Origin of the sequence: Candidatus Tisiphia endosymbiont of Mystacides longicornis (assembly GCF_964031095.1) — a bacterium.
Classification (GTDB): domain Bacteria; phylum Pseudomonadota; class Alphaproteobacteria; order Rickettsiales; family Rickettsiaceae; genus Tisiphia.
Genome location: NZ_OZ035004.1, coordinates 326,209 through 350,932, shown reverse-complemented (window position 1 = coordinate 350,932; position 24,724 = coordinate 326,209). Strand labels below are relative to the sequence as shown.

The 24,724-nt window shown below is 32.8% G+C and carries 23 protein-coding genes and 3 pseudogenes; 22 read left to right on the top strand and 4 right to left on the bottom strand.

Annotated elements, in window-relative coordinates; translation table 11 throughout:
• Window positions 1–121: 121 nt before the first annotated feature.
• The 5 genes and pseudogenes from ACQH6S_RS01885 to ACQH6S_RS01865 all read left to right on the top strand — a co-directional run bounded on the left by ACQH6S_RS01885 (window position 122) and on the right by ACQH6S_RS01865 (window position 6,085).
• Window positions 122–1,078: an NAD(P)H-dependent glycerol-3-phosphate dehydrogenase gene (locus ACQH6S_RS01885; protein ID WP_425360830.1), complete on the top strand. Its 957-nt coding sequence runs from the start codon at window positions 122–124 to the stop codon at window positions 1,076–1,078.
• Window positions 1,075–1,596 carry a hypothetical protein gene (locus ACQH6S_RS01880; RefSeq protein ID WP_425360829.1) on the top strand — a complete coding sequence of 174 codons (522 nt, stop codon included), beginning with the start codon at window positions 1,075–1,077 and terminating at the stop codon, window positions 1,594–1,596. Before ACQH6S_RS01885 ends, ACQH6S_RS01880 begins: the two co-directional genes overlap by 4 nt.
• Before the next feature lie 152 nt (window positions 1,597–1,748).
• Window positions 1,749–3,530: a penicillin-binding protein 2 gene (mrdA, locus tag ACQH6S_RS01875; protein WP_425360828.1), complete on the top strand. Its 1,782-nt coding sequence runs from the start codon at window positions 1,749–1,751 to the stop codon at window positions 3,528–3,530.
• A gap of 672 nt (window positions 3,531–4,202) precedes the next feature.
• Window positions 4,203–5,327: pseudogene (locus ACQH6S_RS01870) on the top strand (NADH-quinone oxidoreductase subunit N); the annotation flags it as partial.
• A gap of 14 nt (window positions 5,328–5,341) precedes the next feature.
• Complete coding sequence (locus tag ACQH6S_RS01865; protein WP_425360827.1) at window positions 5,342–6,085, top strand: biotin--[acetyl-CoA-carboxylase] ligase; 744 nt, start codon at window positions 5,342–5,344, stop codon at window positions 6,083–6,085.
• 392 nt (window positions 6,086–6,477) lie between these two features.
• Here the strand turns inward: ACQH6S_RS01865 and ACQH6S_RS01860 are convergent.
• A pseudogene (locus ACQH6S_RS01860) lies at window positions 6,478–6,866 on the bottom strand (IS110 family transposase); the annotation flags it as partial.
• Between the two features lie 130 nt (window positions 6,867–6,996).
• Between ACQH6S_RS01860 and hemJ the strand changes: the two are divergent.
• From hemJ to ACQH6S_RS01805, 11 genes and pseudogenes are all read left to right on the top strand, one after another.
• Window positions 6,997–7,434: a protoporphyrinogen oxidase HemJ gene (hemJ, locus tag ACQH6S_RS01855; RefSeq protein WP_375333589.1), complete on the top strand. Its 438-nt coding sequence runs from the start codon at window positions 6,997–6,999 to the stop codon at window positions 7,432–7,434.
• Window positions 7,435–7,598: 164 nt separating this feature from the next.
• Window positions 7,599–9,551 (top strand): primosomal protein N', encoded by a 1,953-nt coding sequence (locus ACQH6S_RS01850; RefSeq protein ID WP_425364646.1) that lies wholly within the window; start codon window positions 7,599–7,601, stop codon window positions 9,549–9,551.
• A gap of 230 nt (window positions 9,552–9,781) precedes the next feature.
• Window positions 9,782–10,321 (top strand): GNAT family N-acetyltransferase, encoded by a 540-nt coding sequence (locus tag ACQH6S_RS01845; protein WP_341749327.1) that lies wholly within the window; start codon window positions 9,782–9,784, stop codon window positions 10,319–10,321.
• A gap of 155 nt (window positions 10,322–10,476) precedes the next feature.
• Window positions 10,477–11,400, top strand: coding sequence for a DUF2608 domain-containing protein (locus ACQH6S_RS01840; RefSeq protein ID WP_425360825.1), 924 nt, complete (start codon window positions 10,477–10,479; stop codon window positions 11,398–11,400).
• Window positions 11,384–12,244 carry a DUF2608 domain-containing protein gene (locus ACQH6S_RS01835; RefSeq protein WP_425364645.1) on the top strand — a complete coding sequence of 287 codons (861 nt, stop codon included), beginning with the start codon at window positions 11,384–11,386 and terminating at the stop codon, window positions 12,242–12,244. Before ACQH6S_RS01840 ends, ACQH6S_RS01835 begins: the two co-directional genes overlap by 17 nt.
• Window positions 12,241–13,002, top strand: a complete 762-nt coding sequence (locus ACQH6S_RS01830; protein ID WP_425360823.1) for a 3'(2'),5'-bisphosphate nucleotidase CysQ family protein — start codon at window positions 12,241–12,243, stop codon at window positions 13,000–13,002. The genes ACQH6S_RS01835 and ACQH6S_RS01830 overlap by 4 nt, the downstream gene beginning before the upstream one ends.
• A 90-nt stretch (window positions 13,003–13,092) precedes the next feature.
• Window positions 13,093–13,332 carry a hypothetical protein gene (locus tag ACQH6S_RS01825; RefSeq protein WP_341749324.1) on the top strand — a complete coding sequence of 80 codons (240 nt, stop codon included), beginning with the start codon at window positions 13,093–13,095 and terminating at the stop codon, window positions 13,330–13,332.
• 19 nt (window positions 13,333–13,351) lie between these two features.
• Entirely contained in the window at window positions 13,352–13,762 is a 411-nt protein-coding gene (locus tag ACQH6S_RS01820) for a PIN domain-containing protein (RefSeq protein ID WP_094649476.1), read from the top strand.
• 224 nt (window positions 13,763–13,986) lie between these two features.
• A pseudogene (locus ACQH6S_RS01815) lies at window positions 13,987–14,837 on the top strand (IS110 family transposase); the annotation flags it as partial.
• A 154-nt stretch (window positions 14,838–14,991) separates the two neighbouring features.
• Window positions 14,992–15,534, top strand: coding sequence for a helix-turn-helix domain-containing protein (locus tag ACQH6S_RS01810; protein WP_425360100.1), 543 nt, complete (start codon window positions 14,992–14,994; stop codon window positions 15,532–15,534).
• Window positions 15,486–16,043, top strand: a complete 558-nt coding sequence (locus tag ACQH6S_RS01805) for an IS630 family transposase (protein WP_425360101.1) — start codon at window positions 15,486–15,488, stop codon at window positions 16,041–16,043. Before ACQH6S_RS01810 ends, ACQH6S_RS01805 begins: the two co-directional genes overlap by 49 nt.
• Here the strand turns inward: ACQH6S_RS01805 and ACQH6S_RS01800 are convergent.
• Both ACQH6S_RS01800 and ACQH6S_RS01795 read right to left on the bottom strand, forming a co-directional pair.
• Complete coding sequence (locus ACQH6S_RS01800; RefSeq protein ID WP_425360820.1) at window positions 16,009–16,560, bottom strand: IS630 family transposase; 552 nt, start codon at window positions 16,558–16,560, stop codon at window positions 16,009–16,011. The genes ACQH6S_RS01805 and ACQH6S_RS01800 overlap by 35 nt on opposite strands.
• Window positions 16,554–17,057 (bottom strand): helix-turn-helix domain-containing protein, encoded by a 504-nt coding sequence (locus ACQH6S_RS01795; RefSeq protein WP_425360819.1) that lies wholly within the window; start codon window positions 17,055–17,057, stop codon window positions 16,554–16,556. The genes ACQH6S_RS01800 and ACQH6S_RS01795 overlap by 7 nt, the downstream gene beginning before the upstream one ends.
• A 188-nt stretch (window positions 17,058–17,245) precedes the next feature.
• Between ACQH6S_RS01795 and ACQH6S_RS01790 the strand changes: the two genes are divergently transcribed.
• The 6 genes from ACQH6S_RS01790 (at window position 17,246) to ACQH6S_RS01765 (ending at window position 23,318) form a co-directional block, all read left to right on the top strand.
• A complete protein-coding gene (locus ACQH6S_RS01790) occupies window positions 17,246–17,539 on the top strand; it encodes a hypothetical protein (protein ID WP_341748509.1) in 294 nt (97 codons plus the stop codon).
• Between the two features lie 23 nt (window positions 17,540–17,562).
• Entirely contained in the window at window positions 17,563–18,498 is a 936-nt protein-coding gene (locus ACQH6S_RS01785) for an Rpn family recombination-promoting nuclease/putative transposase (RefSeq protein WP_425364644.1), read from the top strand.
• A gap of 4 nt (window positions 18,499–18,502) precedes the next feature.
• Entirely contained in the window at window positions 18,503–19,294 is a 792-nt protein-coding gene (locus ACQH6S_RS01780; protein WP_425364643.1) for a hypothetical protein, read from the top strand.
• Window positions 19,295–19,520: 226 nt separating this feature from the next.
• Window positions 19,521–20,825 carry a phage capsid protein gene (locus ACQH6S_RS01775; RefSeq protein WP_425360815.1) on the top strand — a complete coding sequence of 435 codons (1,305 nt, stop codon included), beginning with the start codon at window positions 19,521–19,523 and terminating at the stop codon, window positions 20,823–20,825.
• Window positions 20,826–20,864: 39 nt separating this feature from the next.
• The gene (locus ACQH6S_RS01770) at window positions 20,865–21,434 is read left to right on the top strand and encodes a hypothetical protein (protein WP_341749318.1); all 570 of its coding nucleotides are present in this window, start codon (window positions 20,865–20,867) and stop codon (window positions 21,432–21,434) included.
• 213 nt (window positions 21,435–21,647) lie between these two features.
• The gene (locus tag ACQH6S_RS01765) at window positions 21,648–23,318 is read left to right on the top strand and encodes a hypothetical protein (protein ID WP_425364642.1); all 1,671 of its coding nucleotides are present in this window, start codon (window positions 21,648–21,650) and stop codon (window positions 23,316–23,318) included.
• Here the strand turns inward: ACQH6S_RS01765 and der are convergent.
• Window positions 23,313–24,674, bottom strand: coding sequence for a ribosome biogenesis GTPase Der (gene der / locus ACQH6S_RS01760; protein WP_341749305.1), 1,362 nt, complete (start codon window positions 24,672–24,674; stop codon window positions 23,313–23,315). The two genes, ACQH6S_RS01765 and der, sit on opposite strands and share 6 nt — an antisense overlap.
• Window positions 24,675–24,724 lie beyond the last annotated feature (50 nt).

Here is a 24,724-nt window from a genome sequence, read left to right as displayed (position 1 = left end):
AGACGTCTTTTCAACTACTATTTCCTTAGGTTGCCACCTATGTGCAATGACGCTAAGGCTAAATACTAATCGGATTTATAACGTTGCCAATTTAAGTTAATTCACTATATAAATAATTGCTATGAAAAAATTTAAAAGCATTGCTGTCTATGGTGGCGGTAGCTGGGGAACTGCACTAGCCTGTCAAGTGGCAAGGTGCTATGAGGATGTGTCGATATTGGTACGTGAGAATAATATTATCGAGGAAATATTAAAGAATCGAACTAATAGTAAATATCTTGGTTCTGATATTACATTACCAACTAATCTAGTTCCTTGTGATAATTTGTCAGCTTTACTAGACAAAGAAGTAATAATTATTGCGGTACCATCTTTTGTTTTTCAGGAAACTTTGAAGATATTAAAAAACGCTGGGATATCTGAAAGCGTAGCGTTATTAGTTGCAACTAAAGGATTTGGCAGAGACCCTACGGAGTTATTATCTGATAAAGTAAAAGCCATATTACCAGCTAATCCTTTAGCCTTTATAGCTGGACCTAACCTCGCTAAAGAAGTTGCTCAAGATTTATTAACTTCAGTAACCATTGCTTCTTTAGATGTTAATCTTGCCAAACGACTAGCAATTAGCTTGGCATCTCAACAATTTAAGTTGACCATAACTGACTATATGGTAGTGATGCAAGTGGCATCGGCTGTTAAGAATATTATAGCAATAAAGAGTGGTTGGTATGATGCAAAAGGTTACGGACAAAATGCAAAAGCCGGGCTTATAACTCAAGCAATTCAAGAAATAAGAATTTTATCTGAGGCTATTGATGGAGAGCTTGGAGATGCTTCTATTTTGTATGCTCCAGGTATATTAGGGGATTTGGTACTAACTTGTTATTCTAAAGAATCACGAAATACTAGATTTGGTTATGAGCTTGGTAAACATTTAGATGTTGGAAATTTTTTAAATCAAAATTTATACTTAGTGGAAGGGCTAGAATCTGCTAGACTGGTATTGGATCTCATAAGAAAGTATGACCTAGTACTGCCTATTATTGAATCAGTAATTAAAGAACTGAAAATAATATGAAATTCTTTAGCAAATTACCACAAACATTATCACAAATAGTTAGTAAAATAATATTATTAGAATGTTGTTTGTTATTAGTAATTTTTCCACTAGAAAATTTTAGAATTAACACAGAAACTGTTATTTTTCCAGCTTTTGAAGTTAGTTTACTTTACTATTTTGCTACATTTTATCATATTGGTTTTTGGCTAATATTTTTAGTAGGAATAATTTTTGACCAATTATATTCTATGCCAATTGGTACAAATTCCTTGGTTCTTGTAACTGCTCACATAATTTTACAATTTGCTGGAAAATTCTTTATAGTTAGAAGTTATTTAACAAATTTCCTGATTTTTGGGTTATATTATTTTTTTATATTACATTTTAGATATTTGCTAATTTTAACTAAAGGTCTATCTTCCCAAGGGTATCTTACGATGTTAATGCACTATCTTACTACGATATTTTCCTATAATTTGCTACGAATTCCTCTTGATAAGGTATTGTTCCCCAAACGTCAAGGAGAGGAGGTTTAACCCTCAAACGTCATGGCTCAGAGCTACTTTAGTAGAGACAAAGCAATTCAGAAAAGTATTAGAAATGGATTGCTTCGACCATTACATGGTCTCGCAATGACGTTTGGTATCTAGTACTACAAAAACATAATAGGAATCGCTATCAAAAAAATATGCTAAATAATAAAATATTACATAACCAGTTAATATCAAGACGGTCTTTTCTGATAGGTTCAGGAAAACTAACATTATTTTCATTATTGGCTGGAAAAATGTTTTACATGCAGTTATTTGAAAGTGATAAATATCGTACTTTATCTGATAAAAATCGTATAAGTTTTATTCTAGTTCCGCCATTCAGGGGACAAATTTATGATGTTAACGGTAATGTTCTAGCTACCAACCAAACTTGTTTTAGGTTATTACTGGATATGCATGAGGCTACTAATTACAAACAGGAATTAATTCTAGTAGCAAATATCTTGCAACTAACTGAAGAAAAACAAAATTACATTAATCAAAAAATAAAAAAAGCCAATAAACGTGTTCCTTTACTGATATTAGATAATCTTAGCTGGCAACAAATGTCACTCATTGAGGAACAAAAGTTAAATTTAACTTCTATTTTTGTAGATGTCGGTTATGTAAGATTTTACCATTTTTCAGAAGCCGCTTGTCATGTAATAGGTTACACTGGACAGATTAATGAGCAAGAGAAACAAGAGCTAGAAATCAATAATTTAGGGGATTTTAATATTGGTAAATCTGGTGTAGAAAAATATTATGAAGAAAAGTTACGTGGGAAATTTGGTTATAAGCAGATAGAAGTAAATGCTTTAGGCAAACAAGTCAGAGAAATTACCAATCTTCCAAGTCAACAAGGAGAGGACTTACATCTAAATATTGACGCAGAGTTACAACAAAGAGTGCAGCCTTATTTAACTAAACAAGGCTGTTCGGCGATAGTTATTGATACAAATAACGGTAATGTTTTAGTGCTGGCTATGTCGCCGGTATTTGAAGCCAATAATTTTGTAAAATTGTCTCAAGATTATTGGCAAAGTTTAATTAATGATCCTTATAAGCCGTTAATTAATAAAACCATACAAAGTACTTATCCACCTGGTTCTATTTTCAAAATTATTACAATTTTAGCTGGTTTAGAGAGTGGAATTAAACCGGATAAAACGGTTAATTGTACTGGGGATTCGGTATTAGGTACTAATAGCTTTCGGTGCTGGAGTCGTCATGGTCATGGCACAGTGGATATGTATAATTCCATTAAGCATTCTTGTAACTCTTATATGTATGAAATAGCTCGCTTAACAGGTCATAAAAAAATATTAGATATGGCAAGAAATTTTGGTTTCGGTACAAAAACTGGTATTGATTTGATTGGAGAAGCCTCAGGTTTCCTTCCTTCAGAAGAATGGAAAATGAAAAAATTTAACTCTAAATGGACAATTGGTGATACTCTTAACTTATCGATAGGGCAGGGATTTTTATCAGCTACTCCAATCCAGTTAGCTAGGTTTGTAACGGCAATTGCTAATAATGGGAAATTGTATAATCCTAGAATTGCTAAAGATATATCGGTATTTGATCAGGTTAACATCAATCAAAAATACTTAGATATTTTAAAAGAAGGCATGTATAAAGCAGTTAATACTGAAGGAGGAACTTCCTATTATAGTAGGATTTTAGCAGAAGGACATCAATTAGCTGGTAAAACAGGTACCGCACAAGTGCAAGCAAAAGCTAATATAGATGATGATTTAAGCAGTAAATCAGTTGTTTGGCAAAGGCGTAACCATGCTATATTTGCCGGGTTCGCTCCCTATCAACAACCTCGTTACTCTATTCTGGTCTTTGTCGATCATGGCGGAGGTGGAGGCAGGGTGGCAGCTCCTATAGCTAACAAAATTATGACTATGGTACTTGATAAATATATTTAGCATTACTCCGCTATAGTCAATTGATGAGAATTGGGTAGCAGGAGTGCATAGGCGTTAGTTTAAGAAAACAGTAGTTGAAAAACCGTCATTGCGAGGAGACCGTAAGGTCACGAAGCAATCCAGAAAAGTGGTTAGAAGTGGATTGCCACGCCACCTACGGTGGCTCGCAATGACGGAGTAATATTAAATTACATAATTTATGTAAAATTAATATATTTTTTTATTATTCTACTTAGTGCTAGCAATCTTATAGTATATATTAACTATATTAATCTAAGAACCTGAAATATGATAAACCCAATTTTAGAACAATTTATAATTATTTTGCCTGAGATAATGCTGACCTTACTGGCTTTGTTTAGTCAACTATCGGCTGTATTTTTTAGTAACAAAACTAGAATCATCACTAATATTACAATATTATTATCGATTGTATTTTCTATTACTTTGGTGCAGAGTAGAGCGGTAGCTTTTAATGATTCCTTTGCCATTAATAGTTTTACTGGTGTTTGTAAAGTCTTTGCTTTGCTTTTTTCAATAATGACCATAATAATTTATTATGGTTATTGTAAAGTCACTATAGTCAATTCAGGAGAATTTGGGGCTAGGAGCGATGGAACGACGCCTATAAGTAATAGGCAAGCGACAAACAACAACGTCCCCAACTTCTCATCAATTGACTATAATGAAAAATTTAAGCCAGAATTCATAACCTTGGTGTTACTTTCGACCGTTGGTATTTTTATTACTATATCGGCTCGTAATTTCCTACTATTATTTGTGGCTATGGAATTGCAAGCACTAGCAGCATATGTACTAGCTGGCTTTAGTTTGTATAATATTAAATCATCAGAAGGAGCGTTAAAATACTTTATTCTAGGTAGTTTGATTAGTTGTCTGACCTTGTTTGGGATATCCTTTATTTATGGATTTGGTGGTAGTTTAGATTATAGTAATATTCTACAAAAATTAAATCAATCACCGCAGCCAAATATTGGGTTAGTAAGTGGCTTAGTACTTTTTTTAAGTGGTATTTTCTTTAAATTATCTAGTGCTCCTTTGCATGCTTGGACGCCAGATGTATATGAAGGATCACCAATTCCTTCAGTTACCTATTTTGCTGCTGCTACAAAATTTGGCAATGTAGTGGTGTTATTAAATATAATGACGATGGTAGTTGGTGATTATAAACAAATTTCAGTTGATTTAATAAAAATAACAGCAATTTTGTCAATGTTGATTGGGGCAGGTGGGGCTATTAAACAAAACTCTCTCAAAAGGCTAATGGGATACAGCACTATTCTAAATATTGGTTATGTTTTGCTGGGAGTTGCTTTGCATAGTGAGCAAGGTAATAATGCAGCATTAATATATATATTTATTTATGCTGCTTCCGTTTTAGGCTTTTTTGCCTGTTTAATTGCTCTGCTGGGGGGAAAAGCTGATACGGCAAATTTTGATGATATTAAGGGTCTGGCGAATAGTCGTAAGGCTTTGGCTGCTGGGATTACCATTATCATGTTCTCGATGATTGGTATTCCCCCACTGGCAGGATTTTTTGGTAAATATTTCATTTTTTATCAGGCTATTGTAGAGGAACAATTTACTCTAGCATTTATAGCTATTGGTACCAGTATTATAGCAGCTTATTATTACCTCAAAATAGTTAGGTCTATGTACTTTTTTGAGGCAAATAAAAGTTTGCAGCTAGATTTAGTACCAACCCATCAAAGCTTAAAGTTTATAAATTGTTTTATTATAGGATTTTTGTTAATTTTTTCTCTTTTTATAAAGTAATTTGATGAGGAGTTATGTCTTGGCAAAAAAAATATAAGCTACTAGTTTTTGATACAATAGATAGTACTAGCTGCGAAGCTATTAGGATGGCTAAGAGCTGTCCTGATGGTAGTTATGTAATATTAGCAAAAAATCAAACAAAATCGCGTGGAAGAAATAACAAAATTTGGCATTCTAATCTAGGAAATTTGCATGTTAGTATATTATTAAAGCATCAAATTAATCTTAGTTATCTTCCGCAATTATCTTTTGTTATGGCTATTGTTGTGTATAAAACTATTACTTCTCTTACAGCCAGTTCAGTGAATTCTATCAAATTAAAATGGCCCAATGATATTTTGATAAACGACAAAAAAGTATCTGGTATATTGCTTGAATCTATTAGTATAAATAACAATAATTATCTTATTATAAGTGTTGGCATTAACATCAAGGAAAATCCTTTAAATATTGAGCAACTGGCAACCAATTTATCTGATGAGAATATAGAAGTAAAATATCCAGAATATTTATTAGATATCTTGATGATTAATTTTGAAAAATATTTTAGTAGATGGAAAGAACAGGGATTTAGTAAAATAAGACAATATTGGCTTAGAAATGCTTATAAGTTGGGCGAGATGGTTAGTGTAAATGATGGAAACACAAAAATCTCAGGGATTTTTAAAGATATAGATGAAAATGGAGGTATAAGAATTCAGCTTGAGGATGGGAAAATAATTACCTTATGTAGTTTTGAGATATTAGATTTTTTATAAAAATAATAGTTGCGATATTAATTATATTTGATATTATGCCCTCGCAATATTTGACGTCGTCAGATACGGATAAAACTGTAAACAGAAGCGGTCTAGAAGGCTGTCTGTGATAACTAATTAATTATATTTTGAGCCAAAAAGAGCCAAATATAGAATTACTTTACTCACCTTACGCATGGCATTTAAAAGCCATATAAAAAAATAGCTTGGCGTCATTGCGAGAAGCTACTTTAGTAGCGACGAAGCAATCTAATGAATGTGGATTGCTTCGACCATGTAGTGGTCTCGCTAATAGCGTTTTGTACTTTCCCGGAATTTTTAAATTGCCCTGGGTTATGCGTAGGGTGAGATACTAAATCTTTTTTTAACATTAAATTTGAGGAATAATAAATTTTTACCAATCGTTGCCTTACCCTATGAATAAATAAAATATCTTGTTGCTCTACAGTTTTGATAGGCACAAACCTCATATTAGGTCTCGCTACTGCCTCACATATTGCTTCGCTATCTGCTTGATCATTTTTATTAGTTTTAACATAAGGCTTAACAAATTGTGGAGCTATTAGTTTTACAGTATGACCTAATTTTGTTAATTCTCTTGCCCAATAGCTAGCTCCACCGCAAGCTTCCATGCCTACTAGACACTTTGGTAAGTTAGCCATAAAAGTTAGAACCTGCTCTCTCATTAATTTTTTCTTTAATATTGTCTTACCATTTTTATCTACACCGTGAATTTGAAAAATTCTTTTGCAATATCTATACCAATTGTGGTAACTTCCATATGGGCCTCCTTATTGTTGTTTAGGATTCATTTCCTATCCTAGAAGATTAGCATATGCTTCTCATTCTGTATATAGGGTAGGTTCATACCATTATTTCATTTAAAAATTAAGTAACAGGAGATAATATTAATGGCTAGTTATTATTTATGGTTTAAAGCATTCCATCTTATATCGGCAATTTCTTGGATGGTGGGTTTATTATACTTGCCAAGATTATATGTATATCATTCTAGAGTGGCGGTAGGGAGTGAATCTGATAAAACATTTCAGTTAATGGAAAGTAAGTTACTCAGAATAATTATGAATCCTGCTATGATAAGTACCTATACTTTAGGTATAATCAATAGTTATATATATGGGTTAGTAGCTTTAGGAACATGGTTTTATATAAAAATGACAGCAGTTTTAGGCATAACTATTTTTCACGGTTTATTATCTAGATGGCGAAAGAATTTTGTTGATGGAAAAAATAATCATTCCGAGAAATTTTATCGTATGGTCAATGAAGTGCCGGCATTATTGATGATCATAGCGGTTATTATGGTTATTGTTAAACCATTTGATTAATTTTATGCAATTACCTATTAGTGCATTGAAAAAATAATGTATAGTCAATTAATGGGAAGTTAGGGACGTTGCCACTCGTCGCTTGTCTATTACTTATAGGTATTGTTCCTAGCCCCAATGACTATATAGCTTAATATGATAAAATAGTATAAAAATGAATTTTAATGCAAATTGCTAAAATATTATTGCCATTGGCTAATCTTTTTCCATTGGATTATTCAATTCCAAATGAATTAGAATTAGCTATAGGGGATTTAGTAATAGTCCCTTTTAGAAATAAGGAATTAACTGGTATAGTATGGCAGTTAGATATTGAAGTTTCAGAGAAATATAACAAAATCAAATCTATTAAACAGAAAGTACCACTTGAATTTAAACTTAATCAAGAGATATTATCGCTAATTAAGTGGGCTGCTAATTATTACATGGTAGAGCTTGGTTCAATTGCAAAGTTGGTTTTACCAATTGATATTGCTGAGCAACCTATAAAAATAAAACACCAAGAATTAAATAAAGATTTTACTTTACCACCCCTCTCAATAGATCAACAAAAGGCACTTTCTCTATTAAGTCAATCAGATAAACCATCAATTATTAAGGGAGTAACCGGATCAGGTAAAACAGAAGTTTATTTTCATTTATTAGCTAAATATTTGAGGCAAGGTAAGCAAATATTGATAATGTTACCAGAAATTGCTTTAAGTCAACAAATTATAAATCGTTTTATAGAAAGATTTGGCTTTAATCCAATAATATGGAATTCGGCAGTTACTAAAGCTCAGAAAAAGATGATTTTAAGAGGTTTGCTGAACAATGAAATTAAAGTCATAATTGGTGCTAGAAGTAGTTTATTCTTACCGTACCCTAGTCTTGGATTAATTATTATTGATGAAGAGCATGATAGTTCTTATAAGCAAGATGATGGTATATTATATAATGCTCGTGACGTAGCAATATTGCGGGGAAGCCTATCTGCAACAAAAGTAGTATTATGCTCAGCTACTCCATCTATTGAAACAATTTATAATGTAAATACAGATAAATATCAATTAATTGAATTGTCAAGTCGTTACCAAGATGCAACTTTACCAAAAATTCAAATAATAGATATGAAGAAGGAGAATTTACCAAAAAATTCTTATTTATCTACAAAGTTAATAGAGTCAATTCGTGAAAAACTGCCAAGCAAAGAGCAAGTATTATTATTTCTAAATCGTAGAGGTTATGCTCCGTTAATGTTGTGTAAGCTTTGTGGTTATCGTTTTACTTGTAATTATTGTTCTGCTTGGTTAGTGGTACATAAATCTAGTAAAAAACTTGAATGTCACCATTGTGGTTATCAGAGTAGGATTCATATTGTTTGTCCAGATTGTTTAGAAAAAGATTCTTTAACTATCTGTGGTCCTGGAATTGAGAGAATTGAAGAAGAAACTAGGAGTATTTTTCCTGATAGTAAAATTGCTGTAATTAGTAAAGATTATTCTCAAAAACCTAAAGACATACAAGAATTACTATATAAAATGGAGAATTTAGAAATTGATATTTTAATTGGTACTCAGATGATTACTAAAGGTTATCATTTTCCCAATCTTACCTTAGTGGGTGTTATTGATGCTGATCTTGGAACAGTTAATAGTGGGGATTTACGATCAAGTGAACGTAACTATCAGTTACTTCATCAAGTTGGAGGTAGGGCAGGAAGAGAAGATAAAAAAGGTGTAGTATTAATGCAAAGTTATTATCCAGATAATGCTATATTTAGCTATATAAAAAATGGAGGAGATCAATTTTTGCAATATGAGCTTAAAACAAGACAAGCAGAAAATATGCCACCTTTTACCAAAATGGCATCGATAATTTTATCTGGAAAAAGCGAGCATAAAGTGTTTGAAATATCCAGGAATTTAGTTGCCATTGCTCCAAAAAGTTCAGCACGAATACTTGGACCATCTAGTGCATTAATGTCTAAATTATCAGGAAAATTTCGCTATCGTATCTTAATCATAGTAGATAGGAAATTTAATCTACAGAAATTCTTGCAAATATGGTTAAGTTTAATCAAAATCCCCTCTTTTTGTCACTTAAAAATAGACATTGATCCTAAGAGTTTTCATTAATTAGTTATCGCAGGCAATATCCATATATCATACAATTTTTATTTATTTCCTTGTGATGAGTAGAAAGATGATCGATAATAGTTATTGCGAGGAGCCTCTTTGCGGTGGCACGGCAATCCAAAAAATGGTCAGGAATGGATTGCTTTTTGGCTTAAGCCTTTTCGCAATGACGTTGATACTTCAGATGGAGTCAGAAATGATTAACACCAACAATAAATACATAGTTTGATATGAGTAAATATGTAGAACTAAATGATGCTAAGATAAGTTTTTGCCTAGCTCAATCACGGGATGGAAAATTAATAAAATCTTGGTTTGATAAACCACATGTTAAACATTATTGGGACAATAGTAGCGATCTATTGGAAAACCTACAGAATTACTTGCAAGGTACGAAAGATATTTTTGATTATTGGCTAGGCTTTTATGATATGCAACCCTATGCGTTAATAATGACATCAGATGCAAACGACTCTACACCGGAACATCTACTACCTTGGGTTAAACCTAAGGAAATCACTTGGACTATAGATTTTATGATAGGACAAGAAAATTTTCTAGGATTGGGTTTAAGCTCAATGACCTTAGCAAGATTTATAAATACAACAAAACAAGTTAGCACTTGGATAATTGATCCTAGTGAATCAAACCATAAAGCAATTAGTGCCTATAAAAAAGCTGGTTTCAAAATAGTTGATAGTTTTGCTCCATCTACAGGCTACTTTAAGGATGTACCACATTATTTAATGATTCTAAAGAATTATAGCTAATCCGAACGTGTTCTTGATACCATTATTAGTTCCTAAATGTCTATTAGCGAGAACACATAGTGAAAGTGGATATTGATATTGAATTTATAATGGCAAGATATTAGACCTCTTTTGAAACTCTACTTTTGCAATGACTAAAAATAAGAGCAAATACCATGTTAACTAAAGAAACTAAATTAAAACTATACGCTTCTGCTTTGAAAAGTATCAAATTATACAATAAATATATTGCTTCCATACTACTACTATTACCCTTAATGGCAAATGGTAAAATTGTTAAGACTAATAGTTTAGAGCAAATAAATAATGAATATCAAGAATTATGCAATAATTATCCTCCTGAGGATATCCTGTTGGTTATAGGGAGAGACAAAGTTATATTCAAATCATTCTTTCCACCAATTAACCAACTGAATAAAAATGAATTATCTAAACTATCTGAATTATTTAAATCAGTTAAAGCATCAAAGGTAGTTTATATTGATACAATATTGTTTACAGAGTATAAAAATGAGTTATTAGATAGTAATTTACCTAAATTTATAAAAGGTATAATGGATAAAGGCAGTCCAGTAATTGTTAGTGACCGTAGTTTAACTGGTAACTTTAACAATATAAAGAAACTAGAAATATGGAAGGCTGATTATTTAAAAAAATTCAATATTGACTTATCTAATAGTTTCCCTCAACATAATTATCTTATTTTTAATAATATGGAGCCTTTCGATAATACTTATCAGACATTTTATCAAGGTATATTGAGCAGCAATAATAGTCCTCTATTTCGGTTAATATTAAACTTTTTAATAGAAGTGAAGTTCGTGCCAAAAGTTCTAATAATGGTTGATGAAAATTCTAGTGAGCTAATTTCGATGGAAAGTCAACTTAAAAATTATGACGATAATGTAATGTTTATTGGTTATAATTATCGATTATCTGATACAAAAGAATCAATATTTAACTCTCGTGATTTTGTAAAATTATTTAGTGAGTTGATTAATAAGATAAATGCTACAAAAAGAAGCAATGTTAAAATTAAGAATCAGAAAAACATAAATCCATATGACAATAAAAAATAACCTTTTATTAAAATTGTTAGACCTCCTGCATAAGTCAAAATTATTATTAATTCTTGTTATGCTACCATATACGAGTTATGCAATAATCATTCCCACTTATTCTATAGATTCTGTTACGGTAAAAAATTTATTTGAAAAAATTAATGGATCTAGCTTAGTGCTAATCAATATTGATGATACAATAGTTACGCCTAAGTCTAATATGTTTCGTTATGCCAATCCTTATGGGGGGTTTATCGAGGAGCTTGTTGCTTTAAAAAAGTATCGTTCCAATATAGATGAAGTAATTGCTAAGTTGCTACTACAAAGACAAGTTATGTTGGTAGAAGCTAATTGGTCGAAATTTATTGATAAGCTAAAGAGTTCTGGGGCTTTGGTTTTTGGCTTTACTAAAATTAACCCAGCATGTAGAAGGATTGAAAATTATGAGGAATGGCAGTATGAGCAACTAAGTAGGCTTGGTATTAAATTTACTAATAAAGTTAATAATAAAGAAATATTAAAATTTGATGAGACTGATAAAAAATCACCAATTTTTTATAAAGGCATAATATTTACTGATGCTTTAAATAAAGCTCAGGCACTATATGAGTTTATGCGTATCACAAATATTTTACCTGATAACATTATAATTTTTGAGAATAAAAGAAGTGAATTAAAACATATAGATAATTTTCTAAAGACAGTTGACCTAGATTATTATGGAATAGAATATTTAGCTGTTACAAAACTAAAGGGTACTCCACAGGATAATATAGTGAAGTTGCAACAAGAAGTATTATTAAAAACAGGAAAATGGTTAGAAGATGATGAGGCTAAGCAATTTATAGAAAATAACAAATGATGGTTAATTTAATTAGGTCGTTAAAAAGTTTAATTACCGATGCTGGAAGAATTGCTCTAATGACAAGAGATTTAGGGCTAATAGTTTGTTATAAAGATGATAATTCACCTGTAACAAATGCTGATAAAGAAATTAGTGATTTTATATATAATGGTTTAACAAAGTTAACACCAAATATTCCTGTAATTTGTGAAGAGAGAGAGCCAGTTGCTTTAAATAAAGAGCAATTTTGGTTAATTGATCCGATTGATGGGACAAAAAGTTATGTCAAAGGTGAGGATACATATACAGTAAATATTGCCTTGATAAAAAATGGTATGCCTGTTATTGGCTTTATCTATCAACCATCCATACAGAAATTACATTATACAGATGTTAATAATATTTTGCGAGTTGAACAAAATGATGTGGCAGTAAGTTTTGACGTCTTACCTAGAAATCATTATAGTGCTGTTGTTAGCTCACGCTGTTCCAATTCAGAGATTAAGAAATTTTTAGAAAAACATTTAATTACCGAAATAGTTAGCATACCAAGCTCTATTAAATTATGTTTAATAGCAGAAGGGAAAGCCGATATTTACCCCAAATTTGGGACAACTATGGAATGGGATATCGCAGCAGGTCATGCACTAATTAAAGCTAATGGTGGAAATGTTGTTGATCTAGATGGCAATGAATTAGTTTATCAAAAGAAGAATTTCCAGAACCCTCATTTCTATGCTTATAGTCGATATTTCCCTATTCTTACTTCATTGTAATAACAAAGAAAAATATTTATGTTTTTCTTAATGATATAACATGTTATAATATGTTATATAGTAAATAACTAAATAAATAGGAGGTTTAATATGAATTTTAATATTTATATCAACGATCATTTATATAACGAGCTAGAGCAGCAAAGACAATTATCAGGTAGAAGTAGAAATAGCATAATAAATGAAGCATTAACTGACTGGATTAATAGTCATAAACAAACAAAATGGTCAGAAGGCATTTTTAGTTTTGATAAAGACACAAGAGATTTATACCCAGATACAAAGGAATTAAGGCAAAGTATGTTAGAACCAAAAGATCACAAGTTTTAATGAAATATAGGACAACATAATGAAATACCTTCTAGATACTTGCACAATATCCTTTTTTCTCAGAGGGCAGGTTAATGTTATAGAACAAATGCAACAGGTTAGTCCTAGTGACTTAAGTATATCTGTTGTAACTTTATTGGAGATAGAATATGGTTTTAATATAAAACAAAGTCAGCAGATGAATAAGCTGTATAAGAAATGGCAAAGCCTAGTAAGTCTTATTAGTATCTTACCATTTAATGATGGTACTGCAATAATAGCAGCTGCAATTAGAGCATTGCTAAAACAGCAAGGTAAGTCTATAGGAGCATATGATGTTTTAATAGCTGCCACCGCATTAGAGCATAAAATTATTTGTGTTACTAATAACTTATCAGAATTTCAACGTATTAAAGAATTAGAATTATTAGATTGGACTGTTGGCACTTAAAGAAATTAATAGAAGAATATTATGGATTTAGTAATACATACATTTGGTTATATTGACGTGTATTATAGTCAATTGATGAGAAGTTGGTGACGTTGTTACTCGTCGCTCCTAGCCCCAAATTCTCCTGAATTAATGGTATGGACCTACCCTATATACAGAATGAGAAGCATATGCTAATCTTCTAGGATAGGAAATGAATCCTAAACAACAATAAGGAGGTCCATATGGAAGTTACCACAATTGGTATAGATATTGCAAAAGAATTTTTTAAATTCACGGTGTAGATAAAAATGGTAAGACAATATTAAAGAAAAAATTAATGAGAGAGCAGGTTCTAACTTTTATGGCTAACTTACCAAAATGTCTAGTAGGCATGGAAGCTTGCGGTGGAGCTAGCTATTGGGCAAGAGAATTAACAAAATTAGGTCATACTGTAAAACTAATAGCTCCACAATTTGTTAAGCCTTATGTTAAAACTAATAAAAATGATCAAGCAGATAGCGAAGCAATATGTGAGGCAGTAGCGAGACCTAATATGAGGTTTGTGCTTATCAAAACTGTAGAGCAACAAGATATTTTATTTATTCATAGGGTAAGGCAACGATTGGTAAAAAATCGTACTGCACTTGCTAATGAGATCAGGGGATTATTACATGAATTTGGTTTTGTTATACCGCAAGGAATTAATAAAATTATGACAAAACTAACTGAGATTTTAGATGAAGGAGCTTTAAGCCAGCTAAGCTATCGAACGTTTAGTGAGTTAAAAGAAGAATTTCTAGAGAATGATAAAAAAATAAAAGAATTAGAACAAAGATTAAAAATTATAGCTAGCCAGTATAGTAATCACCAACAACTAATGACGATACCAGGTATAGGGTTAATTACTGCTACAGCCTTAATAGCGTCAATAGGTAATGCTAGTTGTTTTGAAAATGGCAGGCAATTATCAGCATGGCTAGGATTAGTACCAAGGCAACATTCTAGTGGTGGCAAAGATAAGTTGCTTGGCATTAGTAAAAGAGGTGATATATATTTACGCACTTTGTTGATTCAAGGAGCAAGAGCAGTACTGAATAGTAAAATAAGATTTACCACGGAAGAGCAAAAATCTAAAAAAGATTATAGCAAGTTTACTAAAGTTACATTTTTACTAATACCAAATCACTATCTATTTAATAATATAGATGCTATAGTGTGTTATTTAAGATAGTATAGTGTTAATTAAGATGTCTAGAGGGTATAAGGTATTAGAAGTTAATGTAGAAGAAGTGAAACAATTAATGAATGAAGCAAAGACTAAAGAAGAATTTAGACGTTATCAATCAATCTATCTAAGAGTGAGTGAAAAAATGCCGACATCATTGATTGCTAAAGTTACAGGATTATCAGAAAGTCATGTTCACAGAACCCATAGTCAATGTCGAAAAAAAGGCTTAAAGGCACTATGTAGCAGGAAGAAAGGTGGGAGATACAGAAGTTATCTAACTCAAGAGCAAGAACGTGAGATGCTTAAAAAGATAGAACAGAATGCCGTTAATGGTGGGATAGTAGAAATTAGCAAGGTGCATAAGATTTTTGAGGAAACGGTTGGTAGTAAAATAGCACGTTACACAGCTTATAGGCTGCTTCATAGGCATGGGTGGCGTAAAATTGCACCAAGACCATACCATCCTAAACAAAAGAAGGATGCGGTAGAAACTTTTAAAAAAAGTGGCCTGATATGGTTAAAGAAGCAAGAGTATCAGCAGCAACTGAAGGCAAGGAATTAAAGATATTCTTCCAAGATGAGGCACGTTTTGGTCGTATAGATTCATTAAGGCGTTGCTGGGTTCCGGCTGGAATCAGGCCTTTACTTAAGAAACAAATTATTCGTGAATATACTTATACTTATGGGGCAATTTGTCCATTTGACGGTGCTAGTTGTTTCCTTATTTTGCCTTTAATGAACCAAGATTGGATGATGTTAATGCTACAAGAAATGGCAAAGCGTTATAAGGATAATTTTCTTTTAGTAGTATGCGATGGAGCTGCTGCACATAAACTCGATAAAGAATTATTACCTAATAATATTAAACTAGCTTACTTGCCACCATATAGCCCACAATTAAACCCACAAGAAAATATATGGGATGATATGAGGGAAAAATTCTTTTATAACCTAGCTTTTGATTCAATGAATGCTATAGAAAATCAACTAATCACAGCATGTAATTATTATGAAAATAATCCTGCAATTGTCAAATCTATATGTGCTTGGAATTGGATAGTATCTTGTTAATTAGATAGTGATTTGGTATAAGTTGATTCCAGGCATAGCAAGCATTAGCAACGATATCTTCGTATACACCGTAACATTGATTAGATAGGAAGTGATTTTTGATCCACTGCCAAATTTGTTCCATCGCATTTAATTCCGGCGCGTATGGCGGAAGCGGTACCAAGGTAATGTTACTTGGAATAATTAATTTTTTCGCTGCATGCCACCCGGCATTATCTGTTAATAATGCAACATGCCTACCAGAATCAATAGTCAAAGAAAATTCATCTAAGAACTTATTCATTGAATCAGTATTGGTATATGGTAAAATTAACGCAAAAGATTCGCCCGTATCATGGCAAGCAGCCCCATAGATGTATGTTGAGATAAATTGTTGTTGCCTTACTTTCCTAGGTCTGCTCCCACGTTTAGCCCATATGCGACTTAAACTACCTTGCTGCCCAATTCGAGTTTCATCCTGTGACCAAATGTCAACCTTACTCCAATCAATATCTTTTGGTAATAATACTTTTAGCATATTGGCGAAGTTTTTTTATATGTATTTTGAGTTGCTTGATTAGATTTTGGGTGTATTGAACGAGAAGTAATCCAGCTAAAACCAAGTCGATGTATAGTGTTATAAAATGTTTTTAAACTACATTTAATACCATATGTTTCAAATAACATATTATGTAATTCCTTTCCTGTTATATAACCACCTGTCTTACTTTCACTCAACATATTTATTTTATCAGACAGAAAAGATTCTTGTAAGCTATTGAATTTTCTAAACGCACCACTCCTATGTGATTCAAATAATCCATCAAAGCTAGAGTTTCTAAATCTTCTAAGCCAAGATTGTACTGTTTTCCAGTGCGATCCAACTATTATCGATACAGTTTTCAATGACTTGCCTGATTGCAGGTGATGCATTGCTAATAAGCGTATGCGATTTCTTCCGTGCAACTCGTTTTTCATTAGGCATATGAAATCATGCTCATGAAAACCTTTTGGTAATATTAATGTTCTTGCCATTTTACTACCTGCTCAAGTTTATATTCCCATATTATAATATACCTCCTTAACTATTTCAATTGGTATTAAACTATTTTTTGAGCTGCGAGGCTCCCCAACCTCAATCCTCAAGAACGAGCAAGAAGTATTACAAATAAGGCAACAACGTAAGATGATGCAAATGCAACAGATACAAGGGCAATGATCAAATGAAACTATCAATTAACTCATCATCCCCATCACCTTTATTAAAAAAAGAGCAATTAAAATCAATTTATTGCAAGCTTTTTAGTGGAGAAGATGGTAAAATAATATTAGAGGATTTAGCTCAGATGAGCGGCATATATCGTAGCAATTTCGTTCGGCAGGAAAGTGAGTACACTGCCTTTCTTGAAGGACATCGAGCGTTGTTCCTATATATATGCTCACAGGCTTCAGAAGATGATGGAGTTAATAATATTGATGGTGCTAAAATGAACCAGATAAATAAAGGCAACATTTAGTAATAATTAAGAGGTTATATTATATGTTTTTATCAAAATTTCTTGACCCTAAAAATGATTTTTGTTTTCGCCAAATATTTGGTACTGAAAAGAATAAAGATATACTTGTTCATTTTTTAAATGATGTCCTAAAATTTGAAGGTAGTGACAAAATAACTAATGTGGTATTTTTACCAACTATCCAAGACCCTGATATTGCTATTTACAGAAAGTCTATTGTTGACGTATTATGCAAAGATCAACATGGTAATCAATTCATAGTAGAGATGCAGGTAAGTGAACATAAAGGATTTGAGAAAAGAGCTCAATATTATGCTGCTAAAGCATATTCTAAGCAAATACTCAAAGAAGATGAAAACCATAAAAAGTTGGCAGTATACGCTAAATTAAAAGGAGTAATATTTTTAGCAATAGCAGATTTTGTGATGTTTGACGATAAAAAACATTGGAAATCAAAACATTGTCTTTTAGATACAGAGAGCTATGCCAATGATTTAAAAGATTTTCATTTTGTTTTTTTAGAACTCGAGAAATTTAATAAAACTATTAATGAGCTGGAAACTATTGAAGAGAAGTGGATGTACTTTTTTAAGCATGCAGGGGATAGTACATTAACCTTAACAGATATAGAGCATTTAATAGGTAAGGATAAAATTATTAGGAGAGCCTTTGAGGCTGTAGACCAAGCTAGCTGGTCAGAAGCAGAACTTAATACTTATGAGGAAATAACTAAAGCCCGTCTTGATAATTTAGCGGTAGAGCAGCAAAAAATTGAAGATGCTGAAGCTAGAGGGGAAGCTAGAGGCGAAGCTAGAGGCAAGGCTGAAGAAAAAGTAGAATTAGCAAAAAAAATGCTGAAAGAAGGCTATCCTATAGAAGGTATAAGTAAATTGACCGGACTAACTCTTGAAAAAATAAAGAAGTTAAAAGAAGAAATGGAAAAGTTAAGAGAAGAATAAGCAGATGAGCAAAGAATTAATTGCTAATAACTATGAAGCTAACAATACTTCCTCTGGTAATGACTGGTTAGATAATATGCCGGAGGAAATACGTAAATCTGAGTCACTGGGTAAATTCAAGGATGTCTCATCTTTAGCTCAGAGCTATTTGGAAGCAGAGAAAAGTTTGAATCAGCGAGTTGCTGTGCCAAAAGATGACAGCTCTGATGAGGAGTGGCATAAATTTTATTGTTGGCTTGGATTGCCTGAAGATAAGAAATATACTGATAAACGCTCCAAGGAAGATGAGGAGTATTTAACTCGTTATGAGGACATGTTTTACCAAAGCGGATTATCTAAAAGGCAAGGTGAAAAGCTGCTTAATTCTCTGTATGGTTTCTCGCAGGATTTGCAGAAACAGCAACAAAATGCTATTGAGCAAACACGTCACTCTCACATTGATTGGCTGAAAAATACTTATGGTAATGCCTTTGATAATAAAATGACAGTGATGCAGGCAGCCTTATCTAAGTTTGGTACTAAGGAATTGGCTGGATTAATTGAAGATTCGCATTACGCACCAGCTTTAGTAGATTTATTAGTACGAGTCGGTGAAACTTTAAAATCTGACTCGTTAGTAACTGGTAAAGAGCTACCTGGCATTAACAGCCGAGAGGCGGCATTGTCAGAGATAGATAAACTTGATTCTGACCCCGAGTTTGTGGTAAAATTAAAGACTAAAGACCATACGGGACATGAGCAAGCTGTTAAACGTATGCAACAATTATATAAAATCGCTTATGATAAAGAACAATAAAAAATAACATAAATTAATGTAACCAACCAATCATTAAAGTCATGAAGTAGGTGACAACTCATTTTAAGGCTGCAACTTCGCAATAACCTAATCATAAAAGAGCCACTAATAGCATATATACCCGAAAGGTCGTTAGCTGCATAGCAGACAAAGACACCTTAAGTTTTTTATTCGAGTATGCATGATATCGCACTTTAAATATTGATAGATTATTTGAGGAGGAAATATGGAACAAATAACAGACGGTCTTAAAGAACAATTTGCCAAAAATATTAGCTTAATTACTCAGCAAGAAGGTTCTAAACTACGAAAATGCGTTACTAATGGTACGCAGGATACAGAGGTAATTAGTTTTGAGTCAATGACTACCCATGAGGTCGAGAGTAGGAATCGACGGGCAATTGATCCTGAAGATCATTTACATGGACATTATACTGATGCTGGAGACCCCGGTAGATTAGAACAAATAGAATTTAAGATACCAACTATTTCAAGACGGTTTTTGACTGCTTCTGCCTATCATTGGAACGCTACTATGGATAGAAATGATAAGTTGAACCTACTAACCGATCCCACTTCGCATTTTCCTAAAATGGCAGGTTGGGCTATGGGTAGACAACAAGATAGAGTAATTATTAGTGCTTTTGCCAGTCCAGTTCGAGCAGGAAGGACAGGTAGCAATGTGATTAACTTTGATGTAGTTAATAATGTGGTACCAGTGGGAATTAAGGTTACTGATACTAATTTTACCTTAAATGCTCAAGCTGCGGTTGCTGCTAATAGAGCGGTCATTGACTCGAAAAGAGCCGGACTAACTGTCGACAAACTAATAAAAGCTCATCATATCTTAAAAAAACGCTCTTTTGGTATGTATGATAAATTATATTTATTATGTTCAAGTAATCAAATCTCAGACTTACTACGCGATCCGCAAATTACCAATTATGACTATAATAACGTTAGAGCCTTAGTAAGCGGTGAAGTTAATAGTTTCTTAGGATTCACTTTTATTACTAGCGAGATGCTGGGTGGTATATATGATAATACTGGGGAGGGGAATCAATCTAGATACGCTGTTAGGGATTGCTATGCCTTTAATGAAGGAGCTATAAGATTTAACACGGTCAGTGGTTCTAACAAGAAGGGCATTGAAGAGCTAGTACAATACCACTATGCCAAGGTGTTATATTACAGTGAAGCCTTTGGAGCTAGCCGTGATAATGAACAAGCAGTAGTGGTAATTAAATGTTTAGAGAATTACGATCGTAACAGCCATCGTGGTGAATTATGGAAAGCAATAGAGGAGATGAATTACAAAAGAGGTGTGCATAGCATAACAATGCCATGGCAGATGTTTGGCAATCAATGTCGGAATAGTGATAATACAGAGGATATTGAAGATAATGATTTAACAGTAATTGCTAATAATAATTTAGCTACTAGGGTACAAGGTTTGGTCATGAGAAGAGCGGCAGCCGAGGATGAATTTGGCGGTGCTATTGTTGAGAGTGAGAATGAGGACGATGCATAACTACAAAATTTATTCAATATAATTCCTGGTGTAACTACCGTGAAATATGAAATTATCAAGAAGGCAGTAGTGTTACTTGGATCAAATGTTAGTATTAGCAGCATTGGTGGTGGTAGAGTATCAAAAGCCGAGGAATTATGTGAGGAATTTGTTAACCCTGCTATTGAAGATACTATATTAATGGTTAAATGGTCATTTGCCTTACGGAGAGTTGATAATATTGAAGCTAACAAAGCTAATAGACACAATTTTACCGAAGTGCCGGAAATTAATGATTGTATTAAATGTGCAGTAATAGTGCCGTCTAATCTACAATTTTATACAGAGGCAGGTAAGATTTACTTTAAGGGCGGTAAACTTACCTCACTGTTTTACTACAGCAGAAATATTGTTGATAATTTACTAAATAACGATACGACTATTTGGCAACAAGTGCCTGCGAGCTTTAAGTTATTAGCGGCTTTATCGTTAGCCTCACAAGTATCATTTGCTATGTATTCAGATAGTTTGTTTGCTGATGGACTAAAGAAACAATATTTAATCAAACTAGAAGAAACAAGAAGGATTTACGCGGTTGATTATAATCTGATTAATTCCGGTGAGGTATAAATAGCTTGAATAAAAATATTGCATAAAATAGAAAATAATTAATTGACAAGCAATTATAAGTAGAATATCTTGCATTAAGATAACAACTAATGATTAAAGAGAACTATAATGTTTGCTAGCAAAAATGAAAGATGCCTTAAATTTTTGTCAGCTTATTATTTATTCGCTCTTTTAAAAATTATATTAACAATTTTTAAAAAAGTGGGAGAGATTATGCAGCAAGAACAATTTGTGTATTCGCAAAAAAATAACTTTTCAGGTGGTGAGTTAACGCCAACCATTGAGGGCAGAACTGAGCTGGCATTATATCAGAATGGCGTTAAAAAGTTGATTAACTTTATGCTACTGCCGTCAGGTGGTATTATGCGTAGACATGGTACACAATTTGTTCATTTGTTCACCGATAATGTACCAAAGAAAATGGCAGCAGTGATGTTCTCAAGGAAATTATCTTACTTGCTGGTTTTTGAATCGCATCAGCTAGAGACTCGTTGCTTATTCTTTGTTGGTGGGGAATTGTTGTTAACTAGTAAAGTTATACAGGATGAGGGGCAAAATTTTCATTTTCGTCCTAAGGATTTTTCTTATGTAGTATTTCAAGGAATTGCTTATATTTCCTTTGGCGATAAGAGACCAATCTTTAAATTCTCCATTGACCCGCAAGTTATTGAGCAATTTTACCAACATATTGAAGAGCAGGCAAGAAAGAGACAGGTAGAATATGTTGAAAGAGCCGAGATAGCCTCTAGTAGCAGCTATGAGCTAGCCAGCAATTTCCCTGGTAAAGAGAAGATGTTTATTATTGAACCACTGAAATGCCAAGTTAATTATTTTACTGTAGGGCAAACTGGATATAATAAAATACAAAAACCTTTTAATGAAGTAATCTATGGAGCGGAAGTAGATAAAATTAACGATACACTAAAAGACCTTTACCAGCGAGCAGCAAGTTTATCATATACTAATCAATCTCCCATCTACCAAGCACAGCAGGAGAAATTATATTGTACTTCAGTGGTTACTTTTGAAAACCGGTTATGGTGCTTTGGAGTCAATAAAAATATTCATTCAATTTGGGCAAGCTATAAGGGAGATTTTAGTGATTTTAGGATGGCATATAGAACCCTGCTAGAGGCTCGTAATCCTTTAAGTGCTTTTTCGGCAACTTTCTCCTCCTCAACTTTTGATAATGTCCTATGGTCGGTGCCTTTTGCCGATGAATTATTATTAGGCACTAGTGATGGCATCTATTTAGTCAAAGAAGGAGATCGAGCTAAGGGAGAATTTGTCAAAATCCATAAAGAGATTGAGCTACCAATATCACCACTGAAACCAGTAATAATCGGTAAGACCATCTTTTTTGTTGAAGGTAATGGTTGTAAAATTAATAGTTTGTATTATTCACAAGAAAAAGGTGGTTTTCAGATATCAGATATCACTGCTTATGCTGAGCATATATTTGCTGGTGGCATTAGACAAATTGTCGGCTGTAATAGTCCCTTTTCAATGATAGTGGCAGTGTTAAAAAATGGCTCTTTTGCTAGTTTTATCTATTCACATGATTTAAAAATTATGGGTTGGTCACAACATTGGCTAGGTGGTAATGGTCAAGTATTAGGCATCACGCCGATTTATGCGGAAAGTGCCGATATGCTATATCTGCACGTTCGGAGAAGTGATGATACTGGTGTAAGCAGCAAGGAATATCTAGAAGTACTGCAAACTCGTTATTTTTCTGCCAAGCATTTTGTTACCGATAAAGCCGTTTATGCTGACTGTCACGTTAATATCCTTGTCCTATATTTCATTCAAATCTGCAAAAAACTTGATTATCGAGTCTTACCTGCCTCCTGTTCTAACTTTCGACAGCTGTGCTGTTTATGATTTTACATATGGATTTTCAGTTTTAGTATAAATAAATCTTATTGGAACACCTGGTAAATTAAAAGCTGCCCGCAAGTTGTTTATAAGGTACCTAGTATAACTATCAGTGATTTTTTCAGGATTATTGGAAAATAGCTTAAAGGTCGGTGGACGAATTTTTGTTTGAGTCATATATTTAATTCTAACACGTCTTCCGCCTTTTTGTAAGGGTAACGGATGCTGTTCAAGGGCAAAACCTAACCAATCATTCAGTTTACTTGTTGTAATTTTTTTATTCCATAAATTATAAATTCTGATAGATTCATCTAGCACCATATTAATATTATGTTTTTTTAAGGCTGATATGAATATTATTGGCAATCCTCTAACTTGTGGTAGATTGGTTTCTATCTTATAAGCAAATTCCTCTTTAAATTTATCCTGATCTCTTCTCTCAATCAAATCCCACTTATTAACTACTATAAGCAAACTTCTGCCTTGATCTATAACATAATTGGCAATATTTAGGTCTTGTTGTTCTAGAGGAGTTCGTGCATCAACCATCAGAATAACTGTATTAGCAAACTTGATGCTATTAATAGCGTCAGAAGATGATAATTTTTCTAAGGATTTAGTAACCGTTCCTTTTTTTCTTAAGCCAGCCGTATCAATTAATTTAAATTTATTATCATTATATAGCCAATCAATTTCTATAGATTCTCTTGTTATACCTGCTTCAGGCCCTGTTAATAACCTTTCATTGTTAATAATGCTATTAATAAAAGTAGATTTTCCTGCATTTGGTCGACCACTCACCACTATTTGTATATAGTTAGCTTTTATTGGATCGGTTAATTGGTCAGTTAATTCTTCCTCTCCATCTTCATTTTCTAATTCTTCAGTTATTGCATCGTATAAATCTGCCATACCAACACCATGCTCAGCAGAAATTGGTACTACATTATCAAAACCAAGCTTGTAATATTCTTTAGCAAAGTCAAATCGTCCTTCACATTTATTAACGATTAACACAGATTTCTTATTATATCTTCTGATAAAATTAGCAAAAAACTGATCTTCAGGTAACACCCCCTCCTTGCCATCTACCACAAGACATAGCAAATCTGCCTCTATAATCGCTTCCATAGTTTGTTGCATCATTCTATATTCTAATTTTTCATCTTCTGCTTCTTCTAAACCAGGAGTATCAATTACCGTAAAATCGAATGGACCAATTTGTGCATCAGCGTATTTTCGGTCGCGTGTTACCCCAGGGAGATCATGTACGATTGCCTTTTTCCTGATAGCTAAACGATTAAAGAGCGTAGATTTTCCGACATTGGGTCTGCCAATAATTGCCACAATTTTTTTAGTCATGTCACTTCATTTTATCATAATAACGCGTTAACACTAATATCAAATCATTT

Excerpts from the sequence above, each read along its gene's own strand:
- ACQH6S_RS01885 (WP_425360830.1), top strand. The coding sequence starts at position 122 with ATGAAAAAATTTAAAAGCATTGCTGTCTATGGTGGCGGTAGCTGGGGA.
- ACQH6S_RS01880 (WP_425360829.1), top strand. The coding sequence starts at position 1,075 with ATGAAATTCTTTAGCAAATTACCACAAACATTATCACAAATAGTTAGT.
- mrdA (WP_425360828.1), top strand. The coding sequence starts at position 1,749 with ATGCTAAATAATAAAATATTACATAACCAGTTAATATCAAGACGGTCT.
- ACQH6S_RS01865 (WP_425360827.1), top strand. The coding sequence starts at position 5,342 with ATGTCTTGGCAAAAAAAATATAAGCTACTAGTTTTTGATACAATAGAT.
- hemJ (WP_375333589.1), top strand. The coding sequence starts at position 6,997 with ATGGCTAGTTATTATTTATGGTTTAAAGCATTCCATCTTATATCGGCA.
- ACQH6S_RS01850 (WP_425364646.1), top strand. The coding sequence starts at position 7,599 with ATGCAAATTGCTAAAATATTATTGCCATTGGCTAATCTTTTTCCATTG.
- ACQH6S_RS01845 (WP_341749327.1), top strand. The coding sequence starts at position 9,782 with ATGAGTAAATATGTAGAACTAAATGATGCTAAGATAAGTTTTTGCCTA.
- ACQH6S_RS01840 (WP_425360825.1), top strand. The coding sequence starts at position 10,477 with ATGTTAACTAAAGAAACTAAATTAAAACTATACGCTTCTGCTTTGAAA.
- ACQH6S_RS01835 (WP_425364645.1), top strand. The coding sequence starts at position 11,384 with ATGACAATAAAAAATAACCTTTTATTAAAATTGTTAGACCTCCTGCAT.
- ACQH6S_RS01830 (WP_425360823.1), top strand. The coding sequence starts at position 12,241 with ATGATGGTTAATTTAATTAGGTCGTTAAAAAGTTTAATTACCGATGCT.
- ACQH6S_RS01825 (WP_341749324.1), top strand. The coding sequence starts at position 13,093 with ATGAATTTTAATATTTATATCAACGATCATTTATATAACGAGCTAGAG.
- ACQH6S_RS01820 (WP_094649476.1), top strand. The coding sequence starts at position 13,352 with ATGAAATACCTTCTAGATACTTGCACAATATCCTTTTTTCTCAGAGGG.
- ACQH6S_RS01810 (WP_425360100.1), top strand. The coding sequence starts at position 14,992 with ATGTCTAGAGGGTATAAGGTATTAGAAGTTAATGTAGAAGAAGTGAAA.
- ACQH6S_RS01805 (WP_425360101.1), top strand. The coding sequence starts at position 15,486 with ATGGTTAAAGAAGCAAGAGTATCAGCAGCAACTGAAGGCAAGGAATTA.
- ACQH6S_RS01800 (WP_425360820.1), bottom strand. The coding sequence starts at position 16,560 with ATGCTAAAAGTATTATTACCAAAAGATATTGATTGGAGTAAGGTTGAC.
- ACQH6S_RS01795 (WP_425360819.1), bottom strand. The coding sequence starts at position 17,057 with ATGGCAAGAACATTAATATTACCAAAAGGTTTTCATGAGCATGATTTC.
- ACQH6S_RS01790 (WP_341748509.1), top strand. The coding sequence starts at position 17,246 with ATGAAACTATCAATTAACTCATCATCCCCATCACCTTTATTAAAAAAA.
- ACQH6S_RS01785 (WP_425364644.1), top strand. The coding sequence starts at position 17,563 with ATGTTTTTATCAAAATTTCTTGACCCTAAAAATGATTTTTGTTTTCGC.
- ACQH6S_RS01780 (WP_425364643.1), top strand. The coding sequence starts at position 18,503 with ATGAGCAAAGAATTAATTGCTAATAACTATGAAGCTAACAATACTTCC.
- ACQH6S_RS01775 (WP_425360815.1), top strand. The coding sequence starts at position 19,521 with ATGGAACAAATAACAGACGGTCTTAAAGAACAATTTGCCAAAAATATT.
- ACQH6S_RS01765 (WP_425364642.1), top strand. The coding sequence starts at position 21,648 with ATGCAGCAAGAACAATTTGTGTATTCGCAAAAAAATAACTTTTCAGGT.
- der (WP_341749305.1), bottom strand. The coding sequence starts at position 24,674 with ATGACTAAAAAAATTGTGGCAATTATTGGCAGACCCAATGTCGGAAAA.